Source organism: Streptomyces sp. NPDC001507 (assembly GCF_042894765.1).
Lineage (GTDB): Bacteria > Actinomycetota > Actinomycetes > Streptomycetales > Streptomycetaceae > Streptomyces.
Genome location: NZ_JBIAVV010000006.1, coordinates 582,630 through 607,513, shown reverse-complemented (window position 1 = coordinate 607,513; position 24,884 = coordinate 582,630). Strand labels below are relative to the sequence as shown.

At 72.7% G+C, this 24,884-nt stretch carries 21 protein-coding genes; 9 read left to right on the top strand and 12 right to left on the bottom strand.

Annotated features, from left to right (window positions below; genetic code table 11):
* Positions 1-14: 14 nt before the first annotated feature.
* Entirely contained in the window at positions 15-1,712 is a 1,698-nt protein-coding gene (locus tag ACFY0K_RS22685) for a DUF2264 domain-containing protein (protein ID WP_390641352.1), read from the top strand.
* 42 nt (positions 1,713-1,754) lie between these two features.
* Here ACFY0K_RS22685 and ACFY0K_RS22680 read toward each other — a convergent pair whose 3' ends face one another.
* Entirely contained in the window at positions 1,755-2,723 is a 969-nt protein-coding gene (locus tag ACFY0K_RS22680) for an alpha/beta hydrolase (protein WP_390641351.1), read from the bottom strand.
* A gap of 336 nt (positions 2,724-3,059) precedes the next feature.
* Here ACFY0K_RS22680 and ACFY0K_RS22675 point away from each other — a divergent pair, with 336 nt between their 5' ends.
* Complete coding sequence (locus ACFY0K_RS22675) at positions 3,060-4,322, top strand: MFS transporter (RefSeq protein ID WP_390641350.1); 1,263 nt, start codon at positions 3,060-3,062, stop codon at positions 4,320-4,322.
* A gap of 14 nt (positions 4,323-4,336) precedes the next feature.
* On the opposite strand, the gene ACFY0K_RS22670 is transcribed toward ACFY0K_RS22675, so the two are convergent.
* From ACFY0K_RS22670 to ACFY0K_RS22650, 5 genes are all read right to left on the bottom strand, one after another.
* A complete protein-coding gene (locus ACFY0K_RS22670) occupies positions 4,337-5,137 on the bottom strand; it encodes an ABC-2 family transporter protein (RefSeq protein ID WP_351958581.1) in 801 nt (266 codons plus the stop codon).
* 5 nt (positions 5,138-5,142) lie between these two features.
* Positions 5,143-5,946, bottom strand: coding sequence for an ABC transporter permease (locus ACFY0K_RS22665; RefSeq protein ID WP_390641349.1), 804 nt, complete (start codon positions 5,944-5,946; stop codon positions 5,143-5,145).
* Between the two features lies 1 nt (position 5,947).
* The gene (locus ACFY0K_RS22660; protein WP_390641348.1) at positions 5,948-6,949 is read right to left on the bottom strand and encodes an ATP-binding cassette domain-containing protein; all 1,002 of its coding nucleotides are present in this window, start codon (positions 6,947-6,949) and stop codon (positions 5,948-5,950) included.
* Positions 6,950-7,132: 183 nt separating this feature from the next.
* Positions 7,133-8,368 carry an ROK family transcriptional regulator gene (locus tag ACFY0K_RS22655; RefSeq protein WP_382728936.1) on the bottom strand — a complete coding sequence of 412 codons (1,236 nt, stop codon included), beginning with the start codon at positions 8,366-8,368 and terminating at the stop codon, positions 7,133-7,135.
* A gap of 112 nt (positions 8,369-8,480) precedes the next feature.
* A complete protein-coding gene (locus ACFY0K_RS22650; RefSeq protein WP_390641347.1) occupies positions 8,481-9,734 on the bottom strand; it encodes an FAD-binding protein in 1,254 nt (417 codons plus the stop codon).
* 162 nt (positions 9,735-9,896) lie between these two features.
* On the opposite strand from ACFY0K_RS22650, the gene ACFY0K_RS22645 reads away from it, so the two are divergent.
* The 5 genes from ACFY0K_RS22645 (at position 9,897) to ACFY0K_RS22625 (ending at position 16,022) form a co-directional block, all read left to right on the top strand.
* Positions 9,897-10,904, top strand: coding sequence for a hydroxyacid dehydrogenase (locus ACFY0K_RS22645; protein ID WP_390641346.1), 1,008 nt, complete (start codon positions 9,897-9,899; stop codon positions 10,902-10,904).
* Positions 10,905-10,975: 71 nt separating this feature from the next.
* The gene (locus tag ACFY0K_RS22640) at positions 10,976-12,043 is read left to right on the top strand and encodes a LacI family DNA-binding transcriptional regulator (RefSeq protein ID WP_390641345.1); all 1,068 of its coding nucleotides are present in this window, start codon (positions 10,976-10,978) and stop codon (positions 12,041-12,043) included.
* 101 nt (positions 12,044-12,144) lie between these two features.
* Entirely contained in the window at positions 12,145-12,819 is a 675-nt protein-coding gene (locus ACFY0K_RS22635; RefSeq protein WP_390641344.1) for a pyridoxamine 5'-phosphate oxidase family protein, read from the top strand.
* A gap of 58 nt (positions 12,820-12,877) precedes the next feature.
* A complete protein-coding gene (locus ACFY0K_RS22630; RefSeq protein ID WP_390641343.1) occupies positions 12,878-14,197 on the top strand; it encodes a radical SAM protein in 1,320 nt (439 codons plus the stop codon).
* A 313-nt stretch (positions 14,198-14,510) separates the two neighbouring features.
* The gene (locus tag ACFY0K_RS22625) at positions 14,511-16,022 is read left to right on the top strand and encodes a cellulose binding domain-containing protein (RefSeq protein WP_390641342.1); all 1,512 of its coding nucleotides are present in this window, start codon (positions 14,511-14,513) and stop codon (positions 16,020-16,022) included.
* Positions 16,023-16,298: 276 nt separating this feature from the next.
* On the opposite strand, the gene ACFY0K_RS22620 is transcribed toward ACFY0K_RS22625, so the two are convergent.
* From ACFY0K_RS22620 to ACFY0K_RS22610, 3 genes are read right to left on the bottom strand one after another with little or no spacing between them, the layout of a single operon-like run.
* Positions 16,299-17,339 carry an ABC transporter substrate-binding protein gene (locus tag ACFY0K_RS22620; protein ID WP_390641341.1) on the bottom strand — a complete coding sequence of 347 codons (1,041 nt, stop codon included), beginning with the start codon at positions 17,337-17,339 and terminating at the stop codon, positions 16,299-16,301.
* On the bottom strand, positions 17,336-18,370 hold the full coding sequence (locus ACFY0K_RS22615; protein ID WP_390641340.1) for an ABC transporter permease: 1,035 nt from the start codon (positions 18,368-18,370) through the stop codon (positions 17,336-17,338). The genes ACFY0K_RS22620 and ACFY0K_RS22615 overlap by 4 nt, the downstream gene beginning before the upstream one ends.
* On the bottom strand, positions 18,367-19,161 hold the full coding sequence (locus ACFY0K_RS22610; protein WP_390641339.1) for an ATP-binding cassette domain-containing protein: 795 nt from the start codon (positions 19,159-19,161) through the stop codon (positions 18,367-18,369). The genes ACFY0K_RS22615 and ACFY0K_RS22610 overlap by 4 nt, the downstream gene beginning before the upstream one ends.
* Before the next feature lie 201 nt (positions 19,162-19,362).
* On the opposite strand from ACFY0K_RS22610, the gene ACFY0K_RS22605 reads away from it, so the two are divergent.
* Positions 19,363-20,379 (top strand): LacI family DNA-binding transcriptional regulator, encoded by a 1,017-nt coding sequence (locus ACFY0K_RS22605; RefSeq protein ID WP_390641338.1) that lies wholly within the window; start codon positions 19,363-19,365, stop codon positions 20,377-20,379.
* Positions 20,380-20,833: 454 nt separating this feature from the next.
* Here the strand turns inward: ACFY0K_RS22605 and ACFY0K_RS22600 are convergent, their stop codons facing one another.
* The 3 genes from ACFY0K_RS22600 to ACFY0K_RS22590 form a co-directional block, all read right to left on the bottom strand.
* The gene (locus tag ACFY0K_RS22600) at positions 20,834-22,477 is read right to left on the bottom strand and encodes a DEAD/DEAH box helicase (RefSeq protein WP_390641337.1); all 1,644 of its coding nucleotides are present in this window, start codon (positions 22,475-22,477) and stop codon (positions 20,834-20,836) included.
* Between the two features lie 86 nt (positions 22,478-22,563).
* Positions 22,564-22,767: a cold-shock protein gene (locus ACFY0K_RS22595; RefSeq protein WP_016578941.1), complete on the bottom strand. Its 204-nt coding sequence runs from the start codon at positions 22,765-22,767 to the stop codon at positions 22,564-22,566.
* 143 nt (positions 22,768-22,910) lie between these two features.
* On the bottom strand, positions 22,911-23,510 hold the full coding sequence (locus tag ACFY0K_RS22590; RefSeq protein ID WP_390641336.1) for a hypothetical protein: 600 nt from the start codon (positions 23,508-23,510) through the stop codon (positions 22,911-22,913).
* A gap of 256 nt (positions 23,511-23,766) precedes the next feature.
* On the opposite strand from ACFY0K_RS22590, the gene rsgA reads away from it, so the two are divergent.
* Positions 23,767-24,861, top strand: coding sequence for a ribosome small subunit-dependent GTPase A (gene rsgA / locus ACFY0K_RS22585; RefSeq protein ID WP_390641335.1), 1,095 nt, complete (start codon positions 23,767-23,769; stop codon positions 24,859-24,861).
* Positions 24,862-24,884: the final 23 nt, after the last annotated feature.

The window sequence follows — 24,884 nt, the reverse complement described above, 5'->3', positions numbered from 1 at the left end:
GAGAGAGAACCGCGATGCAGCTGCCTCCCGAGGACCACGGCCCGAGCCCGCGCACCGGCTTCACCCGCGCCCACTGGGAGGCCGCGGCCGACGCGCTGCTCGCCGCCGTCGAGCCGTACGCCACCCCGGACCGTGCCCTCTACCACCTCCCCGGCGACCACCAGAGCTGGTCGGGCCGGCTCTCCGACGGCCTGGAGGGCTACGCCCGCACCCTGCTCCTCGCCGCCTTCCGCCGCGACGAGACCGTGCTCCAGCGGTACGCCGACGGCCTCGCGGCCGGTGTGTCGGGCGCCTGGCCGCGCATCGAGGACCGCAGCCAGCCGCTGGTCGAGGCCGCCTCGATCGCCCTGGCCCTGCGCCTGACCCGCCCCCTGCTCTGGGACCGGCTCGACGACGCCGTACGACAGCGCGCCGCGGCCTGGCTCGCCGACGCGCTGACCGCCGAACCCTGGCCGTGCAACTGGGAGTTGTTCCCGGTGACCGTCGGCGGCTTCCTGGCCGAGACCGGCCACGGGCCGGAGGCCGCGCACCGGGCGGTCGACCGCGGCCTGGCCCGCATCGAGGACTGGTACGCAGGCGACGGCTGGTACACCGACGGCGACGGCCGCAAGTACGACTACTACAACGGCTGGGCGATGCACCTCTACCCGGTGCTGCACGCCTGGCTCGCCGACGACGAGAAGCTGCTCGACCTGTACGGCGCCCGTCTGGAACGCCATCTCGCCGACTACGCCCGCCTGTTCGGCGGCGACGGCGCCCCCATGCACCAGGGCCGCTCACTGACGTACCGCTTCGCCACTACCGCCCCGCTGTGGCTGGGCGCGCTCACCGGCCGCACGCCCCTGTCCCCCGGGGAGACCCGGCGGCTCGCCTCCGGAGCGCTGAAGTACTTCCTGGACCGGGGCGCGGTGGACGCCCACGGGCTCCTGACCCTCGGCTGGCACGGCCCCGACGCCGCCGTCCTGCAGGGCTATTCGGGCCCGGCCTCCCCGTACTGGGCGAGCAAGGGCTTCCTCGGCCTGCTGCTCCCGCCGGAGCACGAGGTGTGGACGGCGACGGAGGAGCCCGGCCCGGCGGAACGCGCCGACGCGGTCACCCCGATCGCGCCCGCCAACTGGCTGCTCCAGTCCACGCGTGCGGACGGCGTGGTCCGCCTCCACAACCACGGCAGCGAGGACGTCCGCTACGACCCGTACTACACCCGGCTCGGCTACTCGACCGTGACCACGCCCTCGGCGTCGTACGACAACAGCGTGCTCGTCGGCGACGACCCGAGCCGTACACGGATCGAGCCGCTGGGCGTGGGGGAGGGCTGGGCGGCCTCGCGGCACGCGGCCGGTGCGGGCGCCCGGGTGACCGCGGTCGTCCTCGTGCGCGGGGCCGTGGAGGTGCGGGCCTTCCTGGTGTCGGGGGCGCAACCCGGGACGCCCGTACGGGCGACCGGATGGGCGGCACCGGAAGGCCTGCGGTCCGAACTGCTGCCCGCCGTGGGCCTCGACGACACGTCCACCGGCCTCACGGGGGAGGGCCCGACCCTGTTCGTCGCCCTGAGCCGGCTCACCGGGGCGGTGGACGCCGAGCCGCTGGCGGAGACGGTGACCGTCCGTGCCGAAGGGGAGCGGGAGCTGACGGTGCGGTGGCGCGGGGGCCCTGTTCTCCGGGTCCGGTGGCACGACTCCGGCGTGGACGTGGAACACACCGTGGAGGAGTGAGCCGCGGCGGCCACGACCCCGATCCGCAGGCGGACGTCTCCCCTAGTCCCGGTCGGTGCCGAGGGCCTTGCGCAGGAACGTGGTGGCCTGGTCGATGGCACCGCGGGCGGCCTCGGACTCGCTGAGCGAGTTGAGCATCATGAAGTCGTGGACCGTGCCGTCGTAGCGCACCGTGGTCACCGGAACGTCGGCCGCCCGGAGCTTGGCGGCGTACGCCTCGCCCTCGTCGCGCAGCACGTCGGCCTCGTCGACGATCAGCAGGGCCGGCGGCAGGTCGGAGAGCTGCTCGGGGGCGGCCCGGTTGGGGGAGGCGGTGATCTCCGCGCGCTGCTCCGGGTCGGTCGTGTAGGCGTCCCAGAACCACTCCATCAGCTTGCGGCTCAGGTAGTAGCCGTCGGCGAACTGGTCGTAGGAACCGGTGTTCATCGCCGCGTCCGTGACCGGGTAGTACATCGACTGCTGGACGAACGTGACGTCGCCGCGCTCCTTGGCCATGAGGGCGAGTGCGGCCGTCATGTTCCCGCCGACCGATTCCCCGGCCACCGCCATGCGCTGTGCGTCCAGCCCCTTGGCGGCCCCCTCGCGGACGATCCACTGCGCGGTCGCGTAGCCCTGCTCGATGGCCACCGGGTAGTGGGCTTCGGGCGACGGCGTGTACTCCACGAAGACCACGGCCGCGCGGACCCCGACCGCCAGTTCCCGCACCAGGCGGTCGTGGGTGCCGGCGTTGCCCAGGACCCAGCCGCCGCCGTGCATGTACAGCACGACGGGCAGCATTCCGGTGGCGCCCTGCGGTTTGACGATGCGGACCCGTACGTCGCCGACGGCGGCCGGCACGGTGACCCACTCCTCGTCGACCGGCAGCTTGTCGACCGGCGCGGCCTGGAGGTCGTCGAGGACCTTGCGCGCCGCGGCCGGGTCCAGCTCGTACAGGAAAGGATGGTGCGAGGTCGCCTCGGCGAGTTCCCGTGCTTCGGGTTCGAGGACGATCGAGGAGGTCTGAGCAGCCATGGGAATGCTCCCTGGGAAATCCGAGAACGGCATGGTCGGGAAGGCCGGGAAGGCCGGGAAGGCCGGGAAGGCCGGGAAGGGCACGGCGCCGAGCGCACAAGGCTGACGAGCATCGCGACCCGCCGGCGCCGCGCGGTGGCCGCCGGAGCCCGCGCCCCGGGTCAGCCCCTCGGTGAAGACCTACCGTCCACCATAATCACGGCAGCGCCGCCGCTGCATTCCAGGTGTGCGGCCGGTTGCTCAGCGTATCCCTGCTGCGTCATCCGGTCCTGAGCAGCAAGCGGTTATGGCGCCTGCCCGGCGGCATAAGGTGGTGCGCGGGCGGAAGGGGGATCCGTGACATACGGTGCGCGGCGGGCGGCGCGGTCGGCGGCGCGGAGGGGTGCGGCGGACGGCCGGCCACTGTGGAGACAGCGGGACTTCGGGTTCTTCTGGCTCGCCCAGACCCTATCCGTGCTCGGTGACTCGTTCAGCCTGATCGCACTGCCCCTGCTGGTGCTCCAGGCGACCGGCTCGGTGGCCCGGATGGGTCTGCTCACCGGAGTCGGCGGGGCGGCGATGGTGCTGGCGGCGGTCTTCGCCGGGGTGGTCGTGGACCGGGTCGACCGGCGCAGGCTCCTCATCGCCTGCGACCTGGTCCGGATGGTCCTCTACGGCCTGGTCCCGCTCGTCTGGCTCACCGGGCCGCGGCTGTGGCTCCTGTACGTGGTCCTGCCTTTGTGCGAGGCCGTCGGGATGCTCTTCGCCGTCGGGTACGTCACCGTCGTCCGCGGGCTGGTCGGCACCGGCCTGCTCACCGAGGCCAACGGGCGGTTGAACGCCACGGCGGCCGCGGCCGGTGTGCTGGGCCCGCTGGGCGCGGGCCTGGTCGCCGCCTGGACGGGACCGGCCGATGCCGTGGCCGTGGACGCGGCCAGCTACGCGGTGTCGGCGGGCTGCCTGTTCTTCGTACGGCTGCGGGAGCGCGCCGGAGACGACCGCGTGCCCAAGGACACGAGCGTGGGGCGCGACCTGCGCACCGGCGTCGCGTACCTCGTCCGCCATCCCGTGCTGCGCTCGCTCACCGGCCTCCTCTGCCTCTTCAGCTTCCTCACGCTCGGCATCAACGACCTGGTGATCTACCACCTGAAGCACGACCTCGGCCACGACGACGGGACGGTCGGCACCGTGCTCGCGGTCGGTGCGGTCGGCACGATCACCGGGGCGCTGCTGGTCGCCCGGTTCCGCCGGCGGCTCGGCTTCGGGCCGACCTGGATCGGCACGACCGCGCTGTGCGGACTGGCCTTCGCCGGGCTCGGCCGACTGCACGCGGTGCCCGCCGTGGCCGTCGTGACCGCGGTCTACCTGGCCTGCGTCGGCATGGCGGGCACCTGCTCCATGTCCCTGCGCCAGGAGATCACCCCTGAACCTCTCCTCGGCCGCGTCACCTCCGCGCACTGGACGCTCCAGTACTCGATGGCCCCGGTCGGCGCGGCCGTCCTCACCTGGGCCGCCGAGCGCTACGGCACCGCCCCCGTGGCCGCCGTGGCCGGAGTGGCCTGCACCCTGATCGCGCTCGCGGGCCTGTGCACCCCGATCCGTGGCGCGGGCCGCACCTGACACACGGGGGCAGGTCAGCCGTTGACCCCCGTGTAGTGCCCGAGCGACCACCGCCACAGCAGCCGGGCGGCCAGGTAGGCGAGCAGACCGAGGAGAGGGGAGGCGGCCGCCAGCCAGTAGGGGGCGCCGGTGGAGTGGCCGTGGCCGGTGAGGACGGCCGCCGGGAAGTAGGCGACGAAGGCGAGCGGAAGGCCGTAGGTGAGCAGGCCGCCGACGGCCCGGGGCAGCACGTTCAGCGGGTAGCTGCCGAAGGTGCCGAGGAGTTCCTCCAGCCAGCGGCTCCAGTAGTCGGCGGCCGGGTAGCGCAGCGAGGCGCAGGCGACCACCGTGAACAGGGCCGCCTCCAGCAGCATCCCGCCCAGGACCGCCGCGACCAGGTACGAGATCCGGCCCGCCGTCCAGTCGAGGTGGCTGCGGCCGAGCGCACCCGCCATCAGGCCCGCGGCCACGGTCAGGTCACCGATGGCGTTGGTGGGGAAGTACTCCAGCTGCACCTGCCGGTACACGGGCATCGGGCGCAGCAGATAGGCGTCGATCCTGCCTTCCTGGATGTACCGGCCCACCCCGTGCACCCGGCCCAGGACCAGGACGAACAGACCGTGCGCCAGCATCCGCGTCGCCGGGATGAGCAGGACGTCCGAGCTGTCCCAGCCGCCCATCCCGGAGAACCGGGTGAGCAGCACGGTCGCGAACACGATCACCGACACCTGCCAGACGGCGCCGATCGCGATCATCATCAGGAACTCGGTGCGGTACTCCAGCTGCGCACGGAAGTTGAGGCGCGTGATGCGCCAGGCGATCCGGACGGCGTTCAACGGCCTCAGCCTCCCTGGGAGATGACACGGCGGGCGGCGCGCCGCCACACGAAACGGGTGAAGAGGTACAGCGCCACGACCCAGCCGGCCTGGACACCTAGCTGCCGACCGGCGTCCGACAGCGGGATCCGGCCCACGTACAGCGACAGCGGCACACTCAGCGTCGCCTGGAAGGGCAGGAAGGAGCTGAGCGTGACGAACCAGTGCGGGAAGAACCAGAGCGGCGCGTACACCCCGGACAGCAGGTTCTGCGCGAAGACCAGGATCAGCATCGCCGCGCTGTTGCGCAGCGTCCAGAAGCAGAACTGGTCGATGAGGAGCATGACGTAGTAGAGGACCAGCTGGCCGAGCAGCAGGCTGAGCGCGAACACCGCCGCCGCCGCGGCCGACCGCGGCGGATCCACCACCCCGGCCGCCAGACAGACCACGTATCCCGCCAACGCCCAGGTCAGCCCGTACAGTTGCTCGCCGACCGCGCGCAGCGCGTGGTAGCGCTGGGGCGGCAGCGGGCGCAGGTACCAGTAGACGATGGTGCCGAAGTGCATGTGCTGCATCACGGAGTCCCGGCCCGCGTACTGGTCCAGCTCGCGCAGCCGGGAGGCGAGCACGGCCAGCACCGCGTAGGTGACGGCCTGGCCGCGGTCCAGACCCGCGGTCGTACCCGACTGGGAGTACAGGCCCCGCCACAGCGAGGCGACCAGCACCACCTGCACGGTCAGCCGCAGCAGGACCCCGGTCATCCGGGGCGGGGTGTACAGCTCGCCGAGCGGGGTGACCCGGGCGGCGCGCCAGGCGTACAGGAGGGCCATGTCAGACCGCCTCGGCCTTCGCCTGCGCGTAGGCCGCCCGCATCACGTCCTCCAGGTCCGCCTCGTCCACCGCCACACCGGTCACCTCGTGCCGCTCGATGACCAGCTTCAGCGCCTCGTGGACCGTGGGCGCGGCCGGACCGTCCGGGCCGAACACCACCTGCGGGCCCTCCCGGCTCACCAGGGTGATGCCGGGCAGCGAAACGACCGGCGTGTGCGCCTCGGCGAGCGTGGCCCGCACCTGCCAGGTCGAGCCGAACCGGCGCCGCATCTCGGCCAGCGAGCCGTCGAGCACCAGCCGCCCGTGGTTGACGAGCACCACCCGCTCGGCGAGCCGCTCGACCTCGGTCATGTCGTGCGTGGTCAGCAGCACCGTACGGCCGCGCTCGGCCACCTGGTACCGCAGGAACTCGCGGACCTGCTCCTTCACCACCACGTCCATGCCGATGGTCGGCTCGTCCAGGAAGACGACCGGGGGGTCGTGCAGCAGGGCGGCGGCCAGGTCGCAGCGCACCCGCTGGCCGAGCGAGAGGTGCCGGACCCGGGTGTCCCAGAAGGCGGAGAGTTCCAGAAGGTCGTCGAACTCCCTGAGCCGCGCCGCGTGTTCGGCCTTCGGCACCTCGTAGATGTCCCGCAGGATCGCGAACGACTCCCGCACCGGAAGGTCCCACCACAGCTGGGTCCGCTGCCCGAACACCGCGCCGATGTTGCGGGCGTTGCGCTCCCGTTCCCGGTACGGCACCACGCCCGCGACCCGGGCCTCGCCGGCGGTCGGGGTGAGGATCCCGGTGAGCATCTTGATGGTGGTCGACTTGCCCGCGCCGTTCGGGCCGAGCAGGGCGAGGAGTTCGCCCGGGGCGACGTCGAAGGTGATGTCGGAGACCGCCTGCTTCTCCACGCGTTCGGGGTTGACCAGAGATCGCAGGGCGCCCGCGAACCCCGGGCGCCGGACGGTGGTGTGGAAGGTGCGGGACAGACCGCGGACCTCGATGGTTCCGGCCACGCTGGGTACTCCCTCGTTCCGTGCACGACGTACGGCCGGTCGGTTTGGGAGGCCGACCGGCCGCGGATACGCCACGACGGTCGCAGAGCGCCGAGGGGCCCGGCAATGGACTAATCGTGCCGCGATTTGGACTGTTCGATCAGCGGCGGGACGGCGGTCCCACGGCCGGGAAGTCCGCGTCGGTCAGCGGGAGGCCGGCACGGTGCGGCCCGGGCGTCCCCCGTTGCGCAGGCCCACCGACCGCAGGGCGCCCTCCAGGGCGAAGGTGGCCGCGCCCAGGCAGACCGGGTCGGTGGGGATGGGGGAGAGGACGATCTCGGTGGCGGCGAACGGCCGCCCGAGCGCGTGCCGCCGGACCGCCTCGCGCACTTCCGCCAGCAGCGGCTCGCCGAGCTTGCGGGCCACCCAGCTGCTGAGCACGACCAGTTCGGGGTTGAGCAGGTTGACCAGGTTGGCGATGCCGGCACCGATGTAACGGGCCGTGTCCCGGACGACCGCGACCGCCACCGGGTCGCCGTCCGCCAGACCCCGGGCCAGCGCGCCCACGGTGGCCGTCTGGTCCTCCGGGTGCAGCAGCGGGCTCTGCGGGCTCAGCTCCCGCAGGTTCAGCATGATCCCGGGGGCGCCCACGTACGTCTCGACGCAGCCGCGGTTGCCGCAGTGGCACGGCCGCCCGTCCAGGACGAGCGTCGTGTGACCCCACTCCCCGGCGCTGTTGCTGACCCCCCGGTGCAGCCCGCCGCCGAGCGCGAGCCCGGCGCCGACCCCGGTCCCGAGGTTCACCACCACGGTGTCCCCGCGGCCCCGCGCCGCCCCGAACCACTGCTCGGCCACCGCACACGCCCGCAGCGGGTTGTCCAGGTGGAGCGGGTAGGCGATGTGCTCGGCGAGCAGGCCGAGCAACGGCACGTCGTGCCAGTCCCAGTTGGGCGCGTACTCGGCGATGCCGGTGGCCCGGTCCACCTGCCCCGGCACGCTCACCCCGACGCCCAGCACCCGCGCGCCCTCGATCCCGGCCTGCGCCACCACCGCACCGACCGCCGCGGCCACCTGACCCACCACCTGCTCCGGCCGGTTCTCGCCGGGGCGCATGTCCTCCTCGGCGCGGGCCAGCACGTTCAGGGCGAGGTCGAACAGCTCGACGTGGACGTACGTCTCCGCTATGTCGACGCCGATCAGCGCACCCCCCGAGGCGTTGACCGCGACGAGCCCCCGGGGCCGGCCGCCCGCCGAGTCCTCGAAGCCGACCTCCGTGATCATCCGCAGCTCCAGCAGCTCCCCCACGAGGGTGGCGACCGTGGCCAGGCTGAGCCCGGTGACGGCCGCCAGCTCCTGCCGGGAGGTGGGAGACTCGGCGATGATGTGCCGCAGTACCTCGTAGCGGTTCGCGGTGCGGATGTCACGTGATGTGTGCTTCACGCGGCGCAAGGCTATGGCCTGGGAAGCGCTTTCGACAAGGTATTACGCTAAGGGTTTGATTAAGTCGGTCCTGCCGGGTCCTGTATGGCCCTGGCGGGTCCTGTCCGGTGCGTCAGTCGTCCAGGAGATCCGCCACGAAGGGGTTCGTGAACTTCCCTTCGGGGTCCAGCTCCCGGGCCAGGGCACGGAACTCGCCGAGGCGCGGATACCGTTCGCGCACGTCCGCGGCCGGGACGGCGAAGACCTTGCCCCAGTGCGGCCGCGGGCCGAAGGGCTCCAGCGCCTCCTCCAGGCGGCGCACCACGGGCAGTACGGCCGCCAGGTCGTCCACCCAGGTGAAGTGCAGGGCGACCGAGTCACGGCCGTGGGCGGGGCTGAGCCACTGCGGATCGGCGGCGATCGTCCGCACCTCGCAGGTCTGCAGGACCGGGGAGACCGTCTGCCGGACGGCGTCCACGGCGTGCAGTGCGTCGAGGGCCGTCGTCCTCGGCAGCAGGTACTCGGACTGGAGCTCGTCCCCGCTGCTCGGCGTGAACTCCGCCCGGAAGTGCGGCAGCCGCTCGTGCCAGGGGCCCGGCACCCCGAACTGCTGGGTGCAGTTGCCGGCCGGCATGCCCGGCACCGGGTGCATCGCCTCGGTCGCGGGCGCGGCCCACTCGAACTCCGTGGTGGGCCGGTCGGTGCGCCGCTTCACCCACACCTGCCGGAAGCCCGGCTCCCGCCAGTCGGTGAACAGGCTGACGCTGTAGGCGGCGCCGGAGACGGCCGGGAAGTCCAGGCCGGCCAGGGGGAGTTCGGTGTATACAGTCTGCGCCATGTCATATGCCGCCTCCAGGTCCAGGGTGAGCGCGGTGACGGCCCCCAGCGCCCCCAGCGAGGTCACCGCCCCCTCGAACCCCGCCTCGCCGCGCGCGATCCGCGCCGTCGAGCCGTCGGCGAGGACCAGCTCCACCTCCCGCACCGGCGCCGCGAGCGACCCGTTGGCCACCCCCGAGCCGTGGGTGCCGGTGGCGACCGAGCCGGCCACCGAGATGTGCGGCAGCGAGGCCATGTTGGGCAGCGCGAGGCCGTGCGCATGGACCGCGCGGGCCAGCTCGGCGTACCGTACCCCGCCCGCGACCCGGACCGTGCGGGCCGCCGTGTCCACCTCGGTCACCGGCGGCAGCCCGGCGAGCGAGACCAGCACGCCGTCCGGGCCCGGGTCGGCGATGCGGTTGAAGGAGTGCCCGCTGCCCAGCACCCGTACCCGCGCACTGCCGGCCACCAGCGACCGCAGCGCGTCGAGCGAGTGCGGCCGGTGGAACTCCTTGGCGGTGTACGTGATGTTGCGCGCCCAGTTGGTGACCGTCTGTGCCGGATCCGTCATCTCTGCCGTCCCATCCCTGTCGTTCGCCGGAGAGTGCCGGCCGTCCTGGTAGCAGTGTCCGTCCCCGCCGGGCGGTGCCTGTCCATTGACCCTCTCATTCGCCGAGACCTACGGTAGAGACCGGTTGCTATCGCCGCGTCACCGAGCCGGAAGGTCACTTCCTTGCCCGAGCGTCCCCAGGCATTGTTCGCCATGACGGCCCGGAACGTGCCGCACGTCTTCCCGCCGGAGGTGCTCGCGCGCCTGCGCGAGTACGTAGAAATCGATCCCACTCTGGTGGCGCACGACTTCACCGACCCCCGGGTACGGGAGACGCTCGCCCGCACCGAGGTCCTGGTCACCGGCTGGGGCTGCCCGGTCCTGGACGCGGCCGCCCTGGACGCGGCGCCGAAACTGCGCGCGGTGCTGCACGCGGCCGGCTCGGTCAAGGGCTTCACCACGCCCGAGGTGTGGCGGCGCGGCATCGTCGTCTCCTCGGCCGCCGCCGCCAACGCGCTGCCGGTCGCCGAGTACACCCTGGCGATGATCCTGCTCGCCGGGAAGGACGTCTTCGCCCACCGCGACCTGCTGCGCACCCGCCGCGCCTACCCGTACGGCGACATCGTCCCCGGCATCGGCAACTTCCGCCGCCGGGTCGGCATCGTCGGCGCGTCCCGCATCGGCCGCCGCCTCATCGAGCTCCTGCGCCCGTACGACCTGTCGGTCGCCCTCGCCGACCCTTACGTGGACGCGGCGGAGGCCGCGAGGCTCGGTGTGCCCCTGCTGCCCCTCGACGACCTGCTGCGCACCTCGGACATCGTCACCGTGCACGCCCCCGAGACCCCGGAGACCCGGCATCTCCTCGGCGCCCGCGAGCTCGCCCTGATGCCGGACGGGTCGGTGCTCGTCAACACCGCGCGCGGCTCCCTGCTCGACCACGACGCCCTGATCGACCAACTGCGCACCGGCCGCCTGACCGCCATCCTCGACGTCACGGACCCGGAGCCGCTGCCCGCCGACTCCCCCCTCTTCGACCTTCCCAACGCCTTCCTCACCCCGCACCTGGCCGGCTCGCAGGGCAACGAGCTGGCGAGGCTCGGCCGCACCGTCGTGGAGGAGGCCGGCCGGCTGCTGACCGGTGACGGTCTCCTGCACGCCGTCGACCACTCGGCCCTGGAGCGGGCCGCGTGACGGGCCGTCCGCCTGGCGCCCCCGGCCGTCTCGTAGGGTGACGTGAACACATGACGAAGGGGAGCCGAGCGGTGGCGAAGCGGACGCAGCCGGCGCCGAACGGGGACGCCTCGACGGTACGGGACGTGGCCGCGCGGGCCGGGGTCTCCGCGTCGACCGTCTCCCGGGTCCTCGGCGGCACCTATCCGGTGGCCGCCGCCACCCGCGCCCGGGTCCTGAAGGCCATGCGCGAGCTGGACTACGTGGTCAACGCGCACGCCCGCGCGCTCGGCGGCGCCACCAACAACACGGTCGCCTTCGTCGTCGACGACGTCACCGGCCCCTTCTACGCGCACATCGCCCGCGGGGTGGAGGAGCAGGCCTCGGCGGAGGGCCGGCTGTGCATGCTGTGCACCACGCACGGCGACCCGCGCCGCGTCCTCGCCGTCGTGGAGACCATGCGGGAGCAGCGCGCCGACGCGGTGATCGTGGTGGGCGGCGCCCTTCAGGACAAGGCCTACCACGACCGGATGACCCATTTCGCGCACGCCCTTGACCGGTCCGGCTCCCGGCTGGTGCTCGTCGGCCGCCCGCCGCTCGGCCCCGGCGTCCCGGCCACGGTCGTCGACTACGACAACGAGGGCGGCGCCTTCGCCCTCACCGGCCACCTCCTCTCCGGCGGCCACCGGCGCATCGCCTACCTCGGCCGGGTCCCCGGCCTGTCCACCAGCGCCCAGCGCATCGCCGGCTTCACCCGCGCCCACGAACTCCTCGGCCTCGCCCCGGACCCCGGCCTCGTCCTCGACGGCGTCTTCTCCCGCTCCTACGGCTACCAGGCGACCCGTGAACTCCTCGCCTCCGGGCGCGACTTCACCGCGATCTTCGCGGCCACCGACATGATCGCCACCGGCGTGATCCAGGCCCTGCGGGAGTCCGGCCGCCGTATACCCGACGACATCGCGGTGGCCGGCTACGACGACATCCCGGTCGCACGCGACGTCTACCCGACCCTCACCACGGTCCACGTACCCCAGGAGGAACTGGGCCGTGCCGCCGTCCGCCTCGCCCTGCACCGCGACGAGCTGCCGGACGGACAGCACCTGGTGCTGGGGACACATGTGGTGCTGCGGGAGTCGACGCGGCGCGCTGCCGGTAGCTGACACCTGGAGCACCGGCTGCGGATTTCGTTGCAATGTGCGCTGGGATTGTCGTAATCGTTGATTGCATGGCTATCGGGCTGCGAGATCGGTAGCGTGCGAGGATGACGTCCGACCCACTGCCCCCGCGCCTTCCGGTCACCGACCTCACCCGCCATCGCCGGCTGCGCGAGCAGGGCAGCCATGACCGGGCCGAGCTGGAGGCGATCCTCGACGCCGGGTTCGTCTGCCATCTGGGGGTGGTGGCCGAGGGGCGGCCGCTGGTCGTGCCGACGGTGTACGGACGGGACGAGCGGCAGCTGTACCTGCACGGCTCGGTCGCGAGCCGCAGCCTCGCGGGCGGTACCCCGGTGTGCGTCACCGTGACCCACGTCGACGGCCTGGTGCTGGCGCGGTCCGTCTTCGAGCACGGCGTCAACTACCGCAGCGCGGTGATCCACGGCACGGCCCGCAAGGTGACCGACCCGGAGGAGAAGCTGGCGGGGCTGCGCCTGCTCACCGAACACACGGCCCCGGGCCAGTGGTCGTACGCCCGGCTGCCGAACCGCAGGGAACTCGCCGCCACCACACTCCTCGCCCTCTCCCTGGAGGAGGCCTCCGTCAAGATCCGTACCGGTGCGCCCGAGGACGGCGACGGGCCGGACGCGGAACTGGGGCTGTGGGCCGGCGTCCTGCCCCTGACGTCGGCCTGGGGTGCGCCGGTGACGGACCCCGCACTGCCCACGAACACCCCCGTACCGGGACACATCGCGCGCCGAGAGGGGACCCGGCACGGCTGACGGCGGGGCGGGGGCATACCGTGAGGAGCTGAACGCCTGAGCCGGGAGGAGACACGGGATGGGCAGCCGTACCGCGCTGGTCGAGGATCTGATGGAGAGGTTCCCGCACGTACCACGGGAAGCCGTCTTCAAGGAGGACCTGCTCCGGGGCGGTGTGGCCTTCGACCCGTCCGCGCTGAGCGACAACGAGAGCGGCGAGGTCAAGCCGAAGTCGTACTTCATCTTCTCCTTCGACCACGGCACCCTGCCCGAGCTGGGCGAGGCCGCGCTGCGCCGGCCGCCGGAGGAGATCATCCTCACCGGCGGCCCGTACGACCTGCGGCGGACCGTGGTGTCGGTGCGGGTGAACCCCACCTCGCCGTACCGGGTGGCCGCGGACGAGGAGGGCATGCTCGGGCTCTACCTCGACGGGAAGCGGATCGCCGACGTCGGCGTGCCGCCCATGCCGGAGTACTACCGGCACAAGCTCTCCAACGGGAAGTCCGTGATGGAGGTCGCCCCGACCATCCAGTGGGGCTACCTGATCTACCTCACCGTCTTCCGGGTCTGCCAGTACTTCGGCGCCAAGGAGGAGTGCCAGTACTGCGACATCAACCACAACTGGCGCCAGCACAAGGCGGCCGGGCGGCCCTACACGGGCGTGAAGGACGTCGAGGAGGTCCTCGAAGCCCTGGAGATCATCGACCGGTACGACACCGCCAAGGCGTCCACCGCCTACACGCTGACCGGCGGCGCGATCACCAAGACCGTCTCCGGGCGCGACGAGGCCGACTTCTACGGCCACTACGCCAAGGCCATCGAGGAGCGGTTCCCGGGCCGGTGGATCGGCAAGGTGGTCGCGCAGGCGCTGCCGCGGGACGACGTGCAGCGGTTCAAGGACTACGGCGTGCAGATCTACCACCCCAACTACGAGGTGTGGGACGAGTACCTGTTCAAGATGTACTGCCCGGGCAAGGAGCGGTACGTCGGCCGGGACGAGTGGCACAAGCGGATCCTGGACTCCGCCGAGATCTTCGGCGCGCGGAACGTGATCCCCAACTTCGTGGCCGGGGTGGAGATGGCCGAGCCGTACGGGTTCAAGACCGTCGACGAGGCCATCGCGTCGACCACCGAGGGGCTCCGCTTCTTCATGTCCCACGGCATCACGCCCCGCTTCACCACCTGGTGCCCGGAGCCGACCACCCCGCTCGGCAAGGCCAACCCGCAGGGCGCCCCGCTGGAGTACCACATCCGGCTGCTGCAGGCCTACCGCCAGACGATGGAGGACTTCGGGCTCTCCTCCCCGCCCGGCTACGGCCCGCCCGGCCCCGGCCGCGCCGTCTTCTCCGTCAGCTCCTTCATGGACAGCCTGCCGGCCAGGGAGCCCACGGAGGTGTGACATCCGGCGGCGCGAGCGACTTCCGGGAACGGTGAGTCGAAACGTGGTCGCTGTCCGTACTAGAGGCCGGAGTTGTGGGCCACGGCGGGCACGAACGCGCTTTCCAGCCCGTCGGCGCAGGGGTTGACGTGACACCGGGGACCGGTGGTACGGGTGACGGGGAGAATCCGTGGCACGACCACCGGTAAGCGGTTTCGCATACGCCGCTTGTCAGTTGTGCAGGAGACGTGAAAAGCTCTGGCCCTGCCGTGAGGTTCCCCCCAACTCCGTTGCCGATACGGTGAGTTGACCTCGCTTTGGATGCAGGAGACCCATGCCCGACCTGCCGACCCCTCAGGACGCCGCCGAGGCAGCGCTGTTCTCCGAATGCTGGGACGCGGTGCTCTCCTACGCCGACCTGTGCACCTCCGGCTCTCTGGCGGCCAATCAGCTGGCCACCGAGGCCTTCACGCTCGGCATGCGCGAGGCCCGGGAATCGGACTTCGCGCCGGTGCGCAGCTCCGGACGGCGCGCCGCCCGGCTCCCGATGATCCCGCTGCTGCTCACCGCCGTGCGCAACACGGCCGCCGGCTGGGAGTCCGGCGGGCTCGGACACAAGCTCGACCCGGACCTCAGGCTGTGGCTCAACTCCGAGAAGGCCGCACGCTACACGGGACCGCCGCTGCAGCGGCCCGTCGCGCTGCGCGGCCTGCGCGACATGCAGGAGGCCGACGCCTCGCTGCTGTGGCTGGCCGAGGTGGAAGCGCTGCCGCTGCCCTCCGTGGCGCGCCGGCTCGGCCTCGACCAGACCGTCGTCGTCCAGGAGCTGGAGCAGGTGCGCTGGCTCTTCCGCGACCGCTGCCACCGCGCCCATCTCGACTCGCCGATGGCCGCCGAGTGCCGCAGCTATGCCCGGCTCCTCGACGCGGTCACCCGGTCCTCGGCCGCCGACACGCCCGAGGACCTCTCCCGGCACCTGGCCACCTGTGTGCAGTGCGCCGAGGCCGCCGCCTGTCTGCGGCTGCACGGCGGCGGACTGCCCGCGGCGCTCGCCGGCGGGGTCATCGGCTGGGGCGGCCTCGCCTACCTGGAGCGCCGCCGGCGCGCCGCCGAGGTACGGCTCGGCGCGGGCCGTCCGGCCACGGCCGACAACGACGGCGGCGACCCCAAGGAGAGCGCCGGCCGGGGCAAGGTGCTGCGGCAGGGTCTGCTCGGCGCGGCGGTGCTGATCTCGCTGGTGGCGCTCGGTGTGTCGATGATGCCGATGGGCGGCGGCTCCGGCGACGACACGGCCACCGCCTCCCACGACGACCGCCAGCCGGTCGCCGACCCCACCGCCGACGTCCCCTCGGCCGACCCGACCGCCACCCGCACCGCGTCCGCCTCCGCGGCCCCCTCCACCTCGGCCACCACCGGGAAACCGGGCCACAAGAACCCCGACCCGGAGCCCCAGGGCACCTCCTCGGCCACGGCGAGCACCGGCCACCACGGCACCGCCTCCGCCTCCGCCGACCCCACCACCCCCGCGGCGGCCGCCTGCCGGGTCTCCTACGACCTGGTCAACCAGTGGACCGACGGCTTCCAGTCCACCGTCACCGTCACCACCACCCAGGCCCTGACCGGCTGGCGGGTCCAGTGGTCCTTCCGGGACGGCCAGAAGGTCACCCAGATGTGGGACGCGACCGTCAGCCAGGACGGCGGCCGGGTCACCGCCGACGCCGCCGACTACAACCAGACGGTCGCCGCGAACGGCACCCTGTCCTTCGGCTTCCTCGGTACCTGGAGCGGCAGCAACTCGGCGCCGTACGCCTTCACGCTGAACGGCGACACCTGCTCGCTGAACTGAGCGAGCGGGGTCACCCGCACGGCCGGGGGGCGGGGGGGGGCCCCGCGGGCGGGGGGCCCCCCCCCCCCCCCCCCCCCCCGCCCCGGGGGACCACCCCCCCCCCCCCCCGGGCCCCCCCCACACGCGGCCCCGTACGCCAGCCTCGGTGCCGCGCTACACGGTCTCGCCCCCCGGGGCGCGGGGGCCCCCCCCCCCGGGGGGGGGGGGGGCCCCCCCGGGGGGGGGGCCCCCCCCCCCCCCCGGCCGCACGTCAGGCCGTTTTCCTCAACGCCAGGCTCAGCACTGCGACTTGTAGAAGTACTTGCTGACCGTCGGCTCGTTCATGTTGTCCTTGGTGATCGCCACCATGTTCGTGCCGATCGACTTGCTGACCGACTTGCCCTCGAAGGCGTTGGCGAGCTGGTCCACCGCCTGCCGGCCGATCGCCGCCGGGTCCTGGGCGACCAGCACCTGGAGGGTGCCCGCCTTCAGGGAAGCTATCTCGTCCGGCTCGGCGTCGAACGCGGCCACCTTCACCGCGCCCTCCTTGCCGGCCTGCTTCAGACCGGTGGCGATGCCCTGACCGGTGTTGGTGTTGCCCGCGAACACCCCGCCGAGGTCCGGGTGGGCGGCGAGCGTCGACTGGATCTGGGAGGCCGCGGTGGCCGGCAGGTCGTTGTCGTACAGCGTGGGCAGCACCTTGATGTCCGGGTACTTGGCCATCTCCTCGGTGAAGCCCTTGATCCGCGCGTCGGTCGTCGACACACCGGGCTTGACGCTGATGACGATGACCGAGCCCTTCTTGTTCATCAGCTTGGCCAGCGCGTCGGCGGCGACCCGGCCGCCCTTCTCGTTGTCCGACGAGATCCGGGTGATGCCGACCGACGTGTCGGTCACCGTGGTGTCCACCAGCGCCACCTTGGTGCCGGCCGACTGGATCTGCTTGAGCGACGGCGTCAGCGCGCTGGTGTCGACCGGCGAGATCAGCAGCCCGTCCGGCCGGGACGCGGCCGTCGAGTCGAGCAGCGGCCGCTGCACCGACACGTCCCACTGCGCGGAACCGTCGGCCGTGAAGTCCATCCCCTTGGCCTTCGCCTCCGCCTGCGCGGCACAGGTCATGGTGATGTAGAACGGATCGCTCTTCACCCCGGTGATCAGCCGGACCTTCTTGCCCTTGGCGCTGCCCGAACCCCCCGAGCCGCCACCGTCGCCGGACGAACCGCACGCCGAGGCCCCCGCGCCGAGGGCCAGGACCGTGCCCACCGCGACCAGCAACCGACGCCTGCTGCGAATGCTCCCCATCACCGAGTCCTCCTTAGTCACCAGCGATTCAGTCATGCGCGTTCCCGGGTCTTCCTGCGCAGCTGGTCGATGTAGACCGCCACGACCAGCACCACACCCACCGCCACGTCCTGCCAGTACTGCTGGACGCCGATCACGATCAGCCCGGTGGTCAGCACCGCCGGGATGAACACGCCGATCACCGTGCCCAGCACCGAACCCCGGCCGCCGAACAGGCTGGTGCCGCCGAGGACCACCGCGGTGATCACCTTGAGGTTGTCCGTGGAGTGCCCGGCGATGGACGTCGTGCCGTACGAGGCCAGCCACATCACCGCGCCGAGCCCGGCCAGCAGCCCCATCAGTCCGTAGACCTTGACCAGCTGCCGGCCCACCGGAATGCCCGCCCGCCGCACCGCGGTCGGGTTCGAGCCGATCGCGAGGGTGTGCTCGCCGAACCGGGTGCCGGCCAGCACCGCACCGAAGATCGCGGTCACCACGGCCGCCAGGATCACCATCCAGGGGATGCCCAGCACCTTGCCGAAACCGAGGCTGTTCTGCAGATGCGTGGAGGCCGCCCCGGCCGGGTCCTGTCCGCCGGTGGCCAGTTCGGCGATCCCCAGGGCCGCGCCGAGCCCGCCCAGCGTCACGATCAGCGGCGGCACCTTGCCGGTCGCCACCACCGCACCCTGCAACGCCCCCCACGCCGTGCCCACGGCCAGCGCGATGACGACACAGAACGCGACCGTGCCCCAGCCCGAAGTCGCCCCGCCGTGATGGATGTTGTACTCGCCCGCCGCGACCGCGGCCAGCACCAGCACCGAGCCGATCGACAGGTCGATGCCCGCCGTGATGATCACGAACGTCATGCCGACGCCGAGCACCAGGTAGATGGCCGCGTTCACGGCGATCTGGGTGATGTCGTACGTGGTGAAGAACTTGCCCGGCGCCGCGATCGTGAAGAACAGGACCAGCGCCACCAGGATGACGAAGGTCCACAGTTCGTTGAGGGTCGCGGCGCGGCGCACCCAGTCGGGCACAGCGGACCGGCCGCCCACGGCCGCCGGGGCCTTCTCGCTCTGCGCGGTCATCGTGCGCCCTCCGCTTCCCCGGTGCCGTTCGGCCCGTCCAGCGAGCCGGTCATCGCCCCGACCAGCTCCTCGATCGTCGTGTCGGCGGCGGTGTACGACGCGACGCGCCGGCCCAGCCGCAGCACCTCCACCCGGTCCGCGACCGACAGCACCTCGGGCATGTTGTGACTGATCAGCACGACGCAGATGCCCCGGTCGGCGACCCTGCGGACGGTCTCCAGGACCCGGGCGCGCTGGACGACGCCCAGCGCGGCGGTCGGCTCGTCCATGAAGATGACCTTGTGGGCGAAGGCGACCGCACGGGCCACCGCGACGGACTGCCGCTGGCCGCCGGACAACGTTGTCACGGGAGCCGTCACATCCTTCAGCTCCACACCGAGTTCGGCGAAGGCCTTGACCGCCTCCCGGCGCATCGCGGGCCGGTCGAGCACGCCGATGCGCCCGAGCAGGCCCCCGCGCACGATCTCCCGGCCGAGGTAGAGGTTGGCCGCCGCGTCCAGGTCGGGCGCGAGCGACAGGTCCTGGTAGACGGTCTCCACGCCCTGCCGCTGGGCGTCCATCGGACCGGAGAACCGCACCGGGACGCCGTCCAGGCGGACCTCGCCGGCGTCGGGGGCGAGCACGCCCGACAGGACGTTCACCAGAGTGGACTTGCCGGCACCGTTGTCACCGATGAGGGCGACGACCTCGCCGGGGTATGCCGTGAAATCGGCGCCCGAGAGCGCCTGGACGTGGCCGAAACGCTTGACCACCCCATGTGCCGTGAGCAGTGGTTCCCTTGCAGAGGCCATGTTGTGCCTTCTGGTTGGTATCGTTAACAGCTTGGCTGATTCTTGGGGCGCCCACAGCGGGGTGTCAAGGGTGGTGCAGCCGCTCGCCGAGGGCGCTGGTCGCGCCCTCATCTCCCGTTGTCCGCAAGGCTGTTGACACGCGTGCGAGTTGGTAACGTTAACGAGTCGACGCTCAAACGTGACGCAGCTGGAGGACGTGGCGTGGCAGCCACCCGGCCGACCATGAAGGACGTTGCCGCGGAAGCGGGCGTCAGCACGATGACGGTGTCCCGCGTCGTCAACGGCGATGCGGCCGTCGCCCCGCGGACCGCCGCGCGGGTGGAGGCGGCGGTCCGCAAGCTCGGCTACCAACGCGACGACGTGGCACGGCAGTTGCGGCGCACCCACGAACTGAGCCAGATCATCGGCCTGTTGGTCGACGACGTGACCGACCCCTTCATGGCCGCGGTCGCCTCCGCCGCCGAGGACGTCGCACGTCAGCGCGGCTGCATCATGCTCATCGGCTCCAGCCGCGCCGACCTGCGCCGCGAGCGCGAGGTGATCGCCGCGTTCACCGCCCGCCGCGTCGACGGCCTGATCCTCACGCCGGCCGCCGGCAGCCACCGCTTCCTGCGGCCCGCCCAGACGCAGGGCACGAAGATCGTCTGCGTCGACCGGGCGGCGACCGGCCTGGACGTGGACGCCGTGGTGGTCGACAACTTCGGCGCGGTGCGCGGGGCCGTGGAGCAGTTACTGGCGCACGGCCACCGCAGGATCGGCTACGTGGGCGACACGCCGAGGATCTGGACGTTCGGCGAACGCCGGCGGGGCTATCTCGCGGCGCTGGCGGCCGCGGGCGTCACGGTCGACCCCGCGCTGGTCAGGGACGGCGTGCGGAGCGGCCCGGAGGCGGCCGCGGCGGTCACCGCGATGCTGGCGCTGCCCGACCCCCCGACGGCACTCCTCGCCGGCAACGAACTGCTCGCCTTCGGCGCCCTGACCGCGGCCCCCGGCGACCTCGCCTTCGTCGCCTTCGACGACTTCGCCCTCGCCGCCCGGCTGACCCCGCCCGTCACGGTCATCGCCCAGGACCCGGTCGCCCTCGCCACCAGCGCGGCCCACCTCCTCTTCGCCCGCATCCACGGCGACATCTCACCCCCACGCACGGTGGTCATGCCGACCCGGCTGATCCGACGGGGCTCGGGGGAGATACCCGGCCCCTTCGCCGCAGGCCGATAGCCACCGACGCGGGAACGCCCGGCCGCCTACCGGGTGCGGGCCGGTGGGGGCTGGCCGCGCAGTTCCCCGCGCCCCTTGCGGGGCACGACGGCGTGTGCTGCCCGGCCGGCTACCGGGTGGGGGCTGGCCGCGCAGTTCCCCGCGCCCCTGACGGGGCACGACCGCGCGGGGCGCAGCGGCCGGGTGCCGGGTGCGGGCCGGTGGGGGCGGATCGCGCAGTTCCCCGCGCCCCCTGACGGGGCACGACGAGGCGCCCCGAAGGGGCGCGGGGAACTGCGCGATCGGCCACGATGGTGCCGCAGTTGGGGGACGGCCTGGTGTGCGGTTGTGTGCGGGGCGCGCTTGATGGGGCGGTGTGTTGTTGCGCCCCCGAAGGGGCGCGGGGAACTGCGCGACCAGCCACGGCGGTGGCGCAGTCACGGGACGGCGGTGGCGCGGTGCTTTCGGCGGGCGCTCAGTTGGTCGGGGTGCGGCGGGCGCCCCGGCGGCCGGTGCCGTGGGGGTTCTTGCCGGACGCGTTGCCGGTGGTGCCGCCGGGCGGCGTGCGGCGCCGGGACCCGCGGTCGTCCTTGCCGGACGCGGTGCCGGCGGTCGTACCGGCCGCGGCTCTGCGCTCGGCACCACGGCCACTCGCACCGGTGGCGGTCCCCTGGCGGCCGCCCTCCGCCCCTGCGGCCCGGCGGCCCGAGCCGCGGCCGGTCGCCGTTGCGGCGCCGCCGCCGGAACGACGGCGTCGGCTGCCGGACTTGTCCGGGCGGGGCGACGCGGCCGGCGTCGGCTGGGGGACCTCGATGACGACGGGCACGCCGGAGGGCTCGCGGGCGCCGGTGAGGGTGGTCAGTTCGGCGTCGCCCGACGCGATGCGGGCCGTGCGGGGGCGGATGCCCGCGTCCGACATGAGCCGGGTGACGTCCCGCTTCTGCTCGGGCAGCACCAGTGTGACCACGCTGCCCGACCCCCCGGCGCGGGCCGTACGGCCGCCTCGGTGGACGTAGTCCTTGTGGTCGGTCGGCGGATCGACGTTCACGACCAGGTCGAGGTCGTCGATGTGTATGCCCCGGGCCGCGACGTTCGTCGCCACCAGCGCGGTGACGTGGCCGTTCCTGAACTGCTCCAGGGTGCGGTTGCGCTGCGGCTGGGAGCGGCCGCCGTGCAGTGCCGCGGCGCGGACACCGACGGCGAGGAGCCGCTTGGCGAGCCGGTCGGCGGACCTCTTGGTGTCGAGGAAGAGGATGACCCGGCCGTCACGGGCCGCGATGCGCGTGGTGACGGCCTTCTTGTCGGTCTCGTCCTGGACGTGCAGAACGTGGTGCTCCATGGTGGTGACCGCCCCCGCGGACGGGTCCACGGAGTGCACCACCGGGTCGGTCAGGAACCGCTGCACCAGCCGGTCGATGTTGCGGTCGAGGGTGGCCGAGAAGAGCAGCCGCTGTCCGTCGGGCCGTACCTGCTGGATCAGCTTGGTGATCTGCGGCAGGAAGCCCATGTCGGTCATCTGGTCGGCCTCGTCCAGCACCGTGACGCGGACGTCGCCGAGCACGCAGTCCCCGCGTTCCACCAGGTCGTTGAGCCGGCCGGGACTCGCCACGACCACCTCGGCGCCGCGCCGCAGCGTGGCGGCCTGCTTGGTGATCGACAGCCCGCCGACGACCGTGGCCACCCGGAGGTTCACCGCCGTCGCGTAGGGGGTCAGCGCGTCCGTGACCTGCTGGGCGAGCTCACGGGTGGGCACCAGCACGAGCGCGAGGGGCGCCTTGGGCCGCGCGCGCAGCCCTGCCGTACGGGCCAGGAGCGCCAGCCCGAACGCGAGGGTCTTGCCGGAGCCGGTGCGCCCCCGTCCCAGCAGGTCCCGGCCGGCCAGCGAGTTGGGCAGCGTGGCGGCCTGGATCGGGAACGGGGTGGTCACGCCCTGCGCGGTCAGGGTCTTCAGCAGCGCCGCGGGCATGTCCAGGGCGGCGAAGTCGTCGACGGCGGGGAGTCCGGGCGTCGTGTTCTCCGGCAGCCGGAACTCACGCGCCGCCGCCCCGGACGGCGGGGACGCCGCGGTGGACGTGGACGACGAGGTGCGCCTGTTCGGTTTCTGGGGCCTGCGGGACATGCGGCTGTCTGCCTTCCTGGAACAGCACAAACCGGGGTCCGCACCATGACGATACGGACCCCGGCCGGTGGATGAGCGTCCGGCGATCAGGCGGGGACGATGTTCTCCGCCTGCGGGCCCTTCTGGCCCTGCGTGACGTCGAAGGAGACCCGCTGGCCCTCCTGGAGCTCACGGAAGCCCTGGGACTGGATGTTCGAGTAGTGGGCGAACACGTCCGGGCCGCCGCCGTCCTGCTGGATGAAGCCGAAGCCCTTTTCGGCGTTGAACCACTTCACGGTTCCCTGTGCCATGACCTTCTCCGATCTGTAGGCAGAGGCCCCATCCGGAGATGCCGGTAAAACAACTAATGCGCCTGCAGGAGAAACATTCCCGTCAGGCGCACATAGGTTCATGGGTACCACAACTGCAACTCCACACAACCGTAGCACAGTCCTCAGACCCGGTCCGGAGCGCGCGCGGCCTCCGGCCGTTCGAGGCGCTCCGCGGCCGTCCACCGCGCAAGCGTCACCAGCACCGTGCCCAGCGCCAGGCCCACGGCGGGCAGTACGGGGTACCGCCCGTCGGGCGCGAAGCCCCGCACGGCGAAGCGGGCCAGGGCGGCGACGGCCATGGCCAGTCCGGCCCACAGCGGCCAGGCACCGCGCAGACCGGCGCCCGGGACGGTCCGCTCGTACAGCCCACCCAGCCCGCGCTCCAGCGGCCGGAGCGAGCTGACGACACCGGCCAGGACGGCGCCGAGCACCAGCAGCCAGGGCACGCGCAGCGCCCACCAGGCGGCGGACCCTCGCGCCGGCTCGGGCGCGAGGCCGGTCAGGTAGAACGCGGCGGCGACGACCAGGACCGGCAGCATGTGCCACAGGTACAGCGTCATGCCGGCCGCGCCCACGGGGCGGACCGCCCGCCACACCCGCTCGCGGTCCAGCAGCCGGCGCAGCGGTGGCGCGGCGAGGAGACTCACGCCGACCTGGGCGACCAGCCACGCCAGCATCGCGGCCGACGGCGGATCGGTGTTGCTCGGACTCTGCCCGGCCACCAGGAAAGTCGCCGTGCCGCGAGCCGTAATTCGGTGGCGGCGCGGTGCGTGCGGCTTCTAAGGTCGGTGACGTCAGAGCGGCTGCCCCTCGGGGGTGCCGCAAGTGACCGGGTCCGATCAGGTTCGATCAGGGAGGTGTTGACCGATGGCTGTCGTTGCGATGGGCGCTGCCCGCGACCAGAAGTTCATCCACTCCACCTCCGCGGCCACCGGCTGACCTCTCGACATCCCGGGGCCGCCCTGTGAAGGGTCACCCTTGACTTCCAGCTCCGCTGTTTTCTCCGCGCTCGCTCCCTACGGCTGGGACGAGACCTGGGCGAAGGAGTTCGCCCCCTACGACGCCGAAGGCCTGCTCGCCGGGCGCGTCGTCCGCGTCGACCGCGGGCAGTGCGACGTCGTCACCGCCGGCGGGCCGCTGCGCGCCGACACCGCGTTCGTCACCCCGCACGATCCGATGCGCGTCGTGTGCACCGGCGACTGGGTCGCCGTGGAACCCGGCGGCAACCCCCGCTACGTACGCGCGTATCTGCCGCGTCGCACCGCCTTCGTGCGCTCCACCTCCTCCAAGCGGTCCGAGGGGCAGATCCTCGCCGCCAACGTCGACCACGCGATCGTCGCGGTGTCCCTCGCCGTCGAACTCGACCTCGGCCGCGTCGAACGGTTCCTGGCGCTGGCCTGGGAGTCCGGGGCGCAGCCGGTCGTGGTCCTCACCAAGGCCGACCTGGTCCCGGACCCCGTCACCCTCGCGCACCTCGTGCAGGACGTGGAGACGACCGCCCCGGGCGTGCCGGTCCTGACGGTCAGCGCGCACGCGGGCGACGGCCTGGACCTGCTCGTCGCCCTCGTCGGCTCCGGCACGTCCGTCCTGCTCGGCCAGTCCGGCGCCGGCAAGTCCACCCTCGCCAACGCGCTCCTCGGGGAGGACGTGATGGACGTCCGCGCCGCCCGGGACGTCGACGGCAAGGGCCGCCACACCACCACCACCCGCAACCTCCTCGCACTCCCGGCCGGGGGCGTGCTGATCGACACGCCCGGCCTGCGGGGCGTGGGGTTGTTCGACGCCGAGACCGGGGTCGGGCAGGTGTTCGCGGAGATCGAGGAACTGGCCGGCGACTGCCGGTTCTCCGACTGCGGACACGAGAGCGAACCGGGTTGCGCGGTGCGCCTCGCGGTGGAGACCGGGGAACTGCCCGTGCGCCGGCTGGAGAGCTACCGCAAGCTGATGCGGGAGAACCAGTGGATCGTCGCGAAGACGGACGCCCGGCTCAGGTCCGAGATGAAGAAGGACTGGAAGAAGCGGGGCGCGGTCGGGAAGGCGGCGATGGAGGCGAAGCGGGGACGGTGGCGTTAGCGGGGCCGCCACACCCTTGGCGA

What these genes read in the sequence shown, in the direction of transcription:
- ACFY0K_RS22685 (WP_390641352.1), top strand. Translation starts at nt 15, where the DNA reads ATGCAGCTGCCTCCCGAGGACCACGGCCCGAGCCCGCGCACCGGCTTC.
- ACFY0K_RS22680 (WP_390641351.1), bottom strand. Translation starts at nt 2,723, where the DNA reads ATGGCTGCTCAGACCTCCTCGATCGTCCTCGAACCCGAAGCACGGGAA.
- ACFY0K_RS22665 (WP_390641349.1), bottom strand. Translation starts at nt 5,946, where the DNA reads ATGGCCCTCCTGTACGCCTGGCGCGCCGCCCGGGTCACCCCGCTCGGC.
- ACFY0K_RS22650 (WP_390641347.1), bottom strand. Translation starts at nt 9,734, where the DNA reads ATGACGGATCCGGCACAGACGGTCACCAACTGGGCGCGCAACATCACG.
- ACFY0K_RS22635 (WP_390641344.1), top strand. Translation starts at nt 12,145, where the DNA reads ATGACGTCCGACCCACTGCCCCCGCGCCTTCCGGTCACCGACCTCACC.
- ACFY0K_RS22630 (WP_390641343.1), top strand. Translation starts at nt 12,878, where the DNA reads ATGGGCAGCCGTACCGCGCTGGTCGAGGATCTGATGGAGAGGTTCCCG.
- ACFY0K_RS22625 (WP_390641342.1), top strand. Translation starts at nt 14,511, where the DNA reads ATGCCCGACCTGCCGACCCCTCAGGACGCCGCCGAGGCAGCGCTGTTC.
- ACFY0K_RS22620 (WP_390641341.1), bottom strand. Translation starts at nt 17,339, where the DNA reads ATGACTGAATCGCTGGTGACTAAGGAGGACTCGGTGATGGGGAGCATT.
- ACFY0K_RS22615 (WP_390641340.1), bottom strand. Translation starts at nt 18,370, where the DNA reads ATGACCGCGCAGAGCGAGAAGGCCCCGGCGGCCGTGGGCGGCCGGTCC.
- ACFY0K_RS22610 (WP_390641339.1), bottom strand. Translation starts at nt 19,161, where the DNA reads ATGGCCTCTGCAAGGGAACCACTGCTCACGGCACATGGGGTGGTCAAG.
- ACFY0K_RS22600 (WP_390641337.1), bottom strand. Translation starts at nt 22,477, where the DNA reads ATGTCCCGCAGGCCCCAGAAACCGAACAGGCGCACCTCGTCGTCCACG.
- ACFY0K_RS22595 (WP_016578941.1), bottom strand. Translation starts at nt 22,767, where the DNA reads ATGGCACAGGGAACCGTGAAGTGGTTCAACGCCGAAAAGGGCTTCGGC.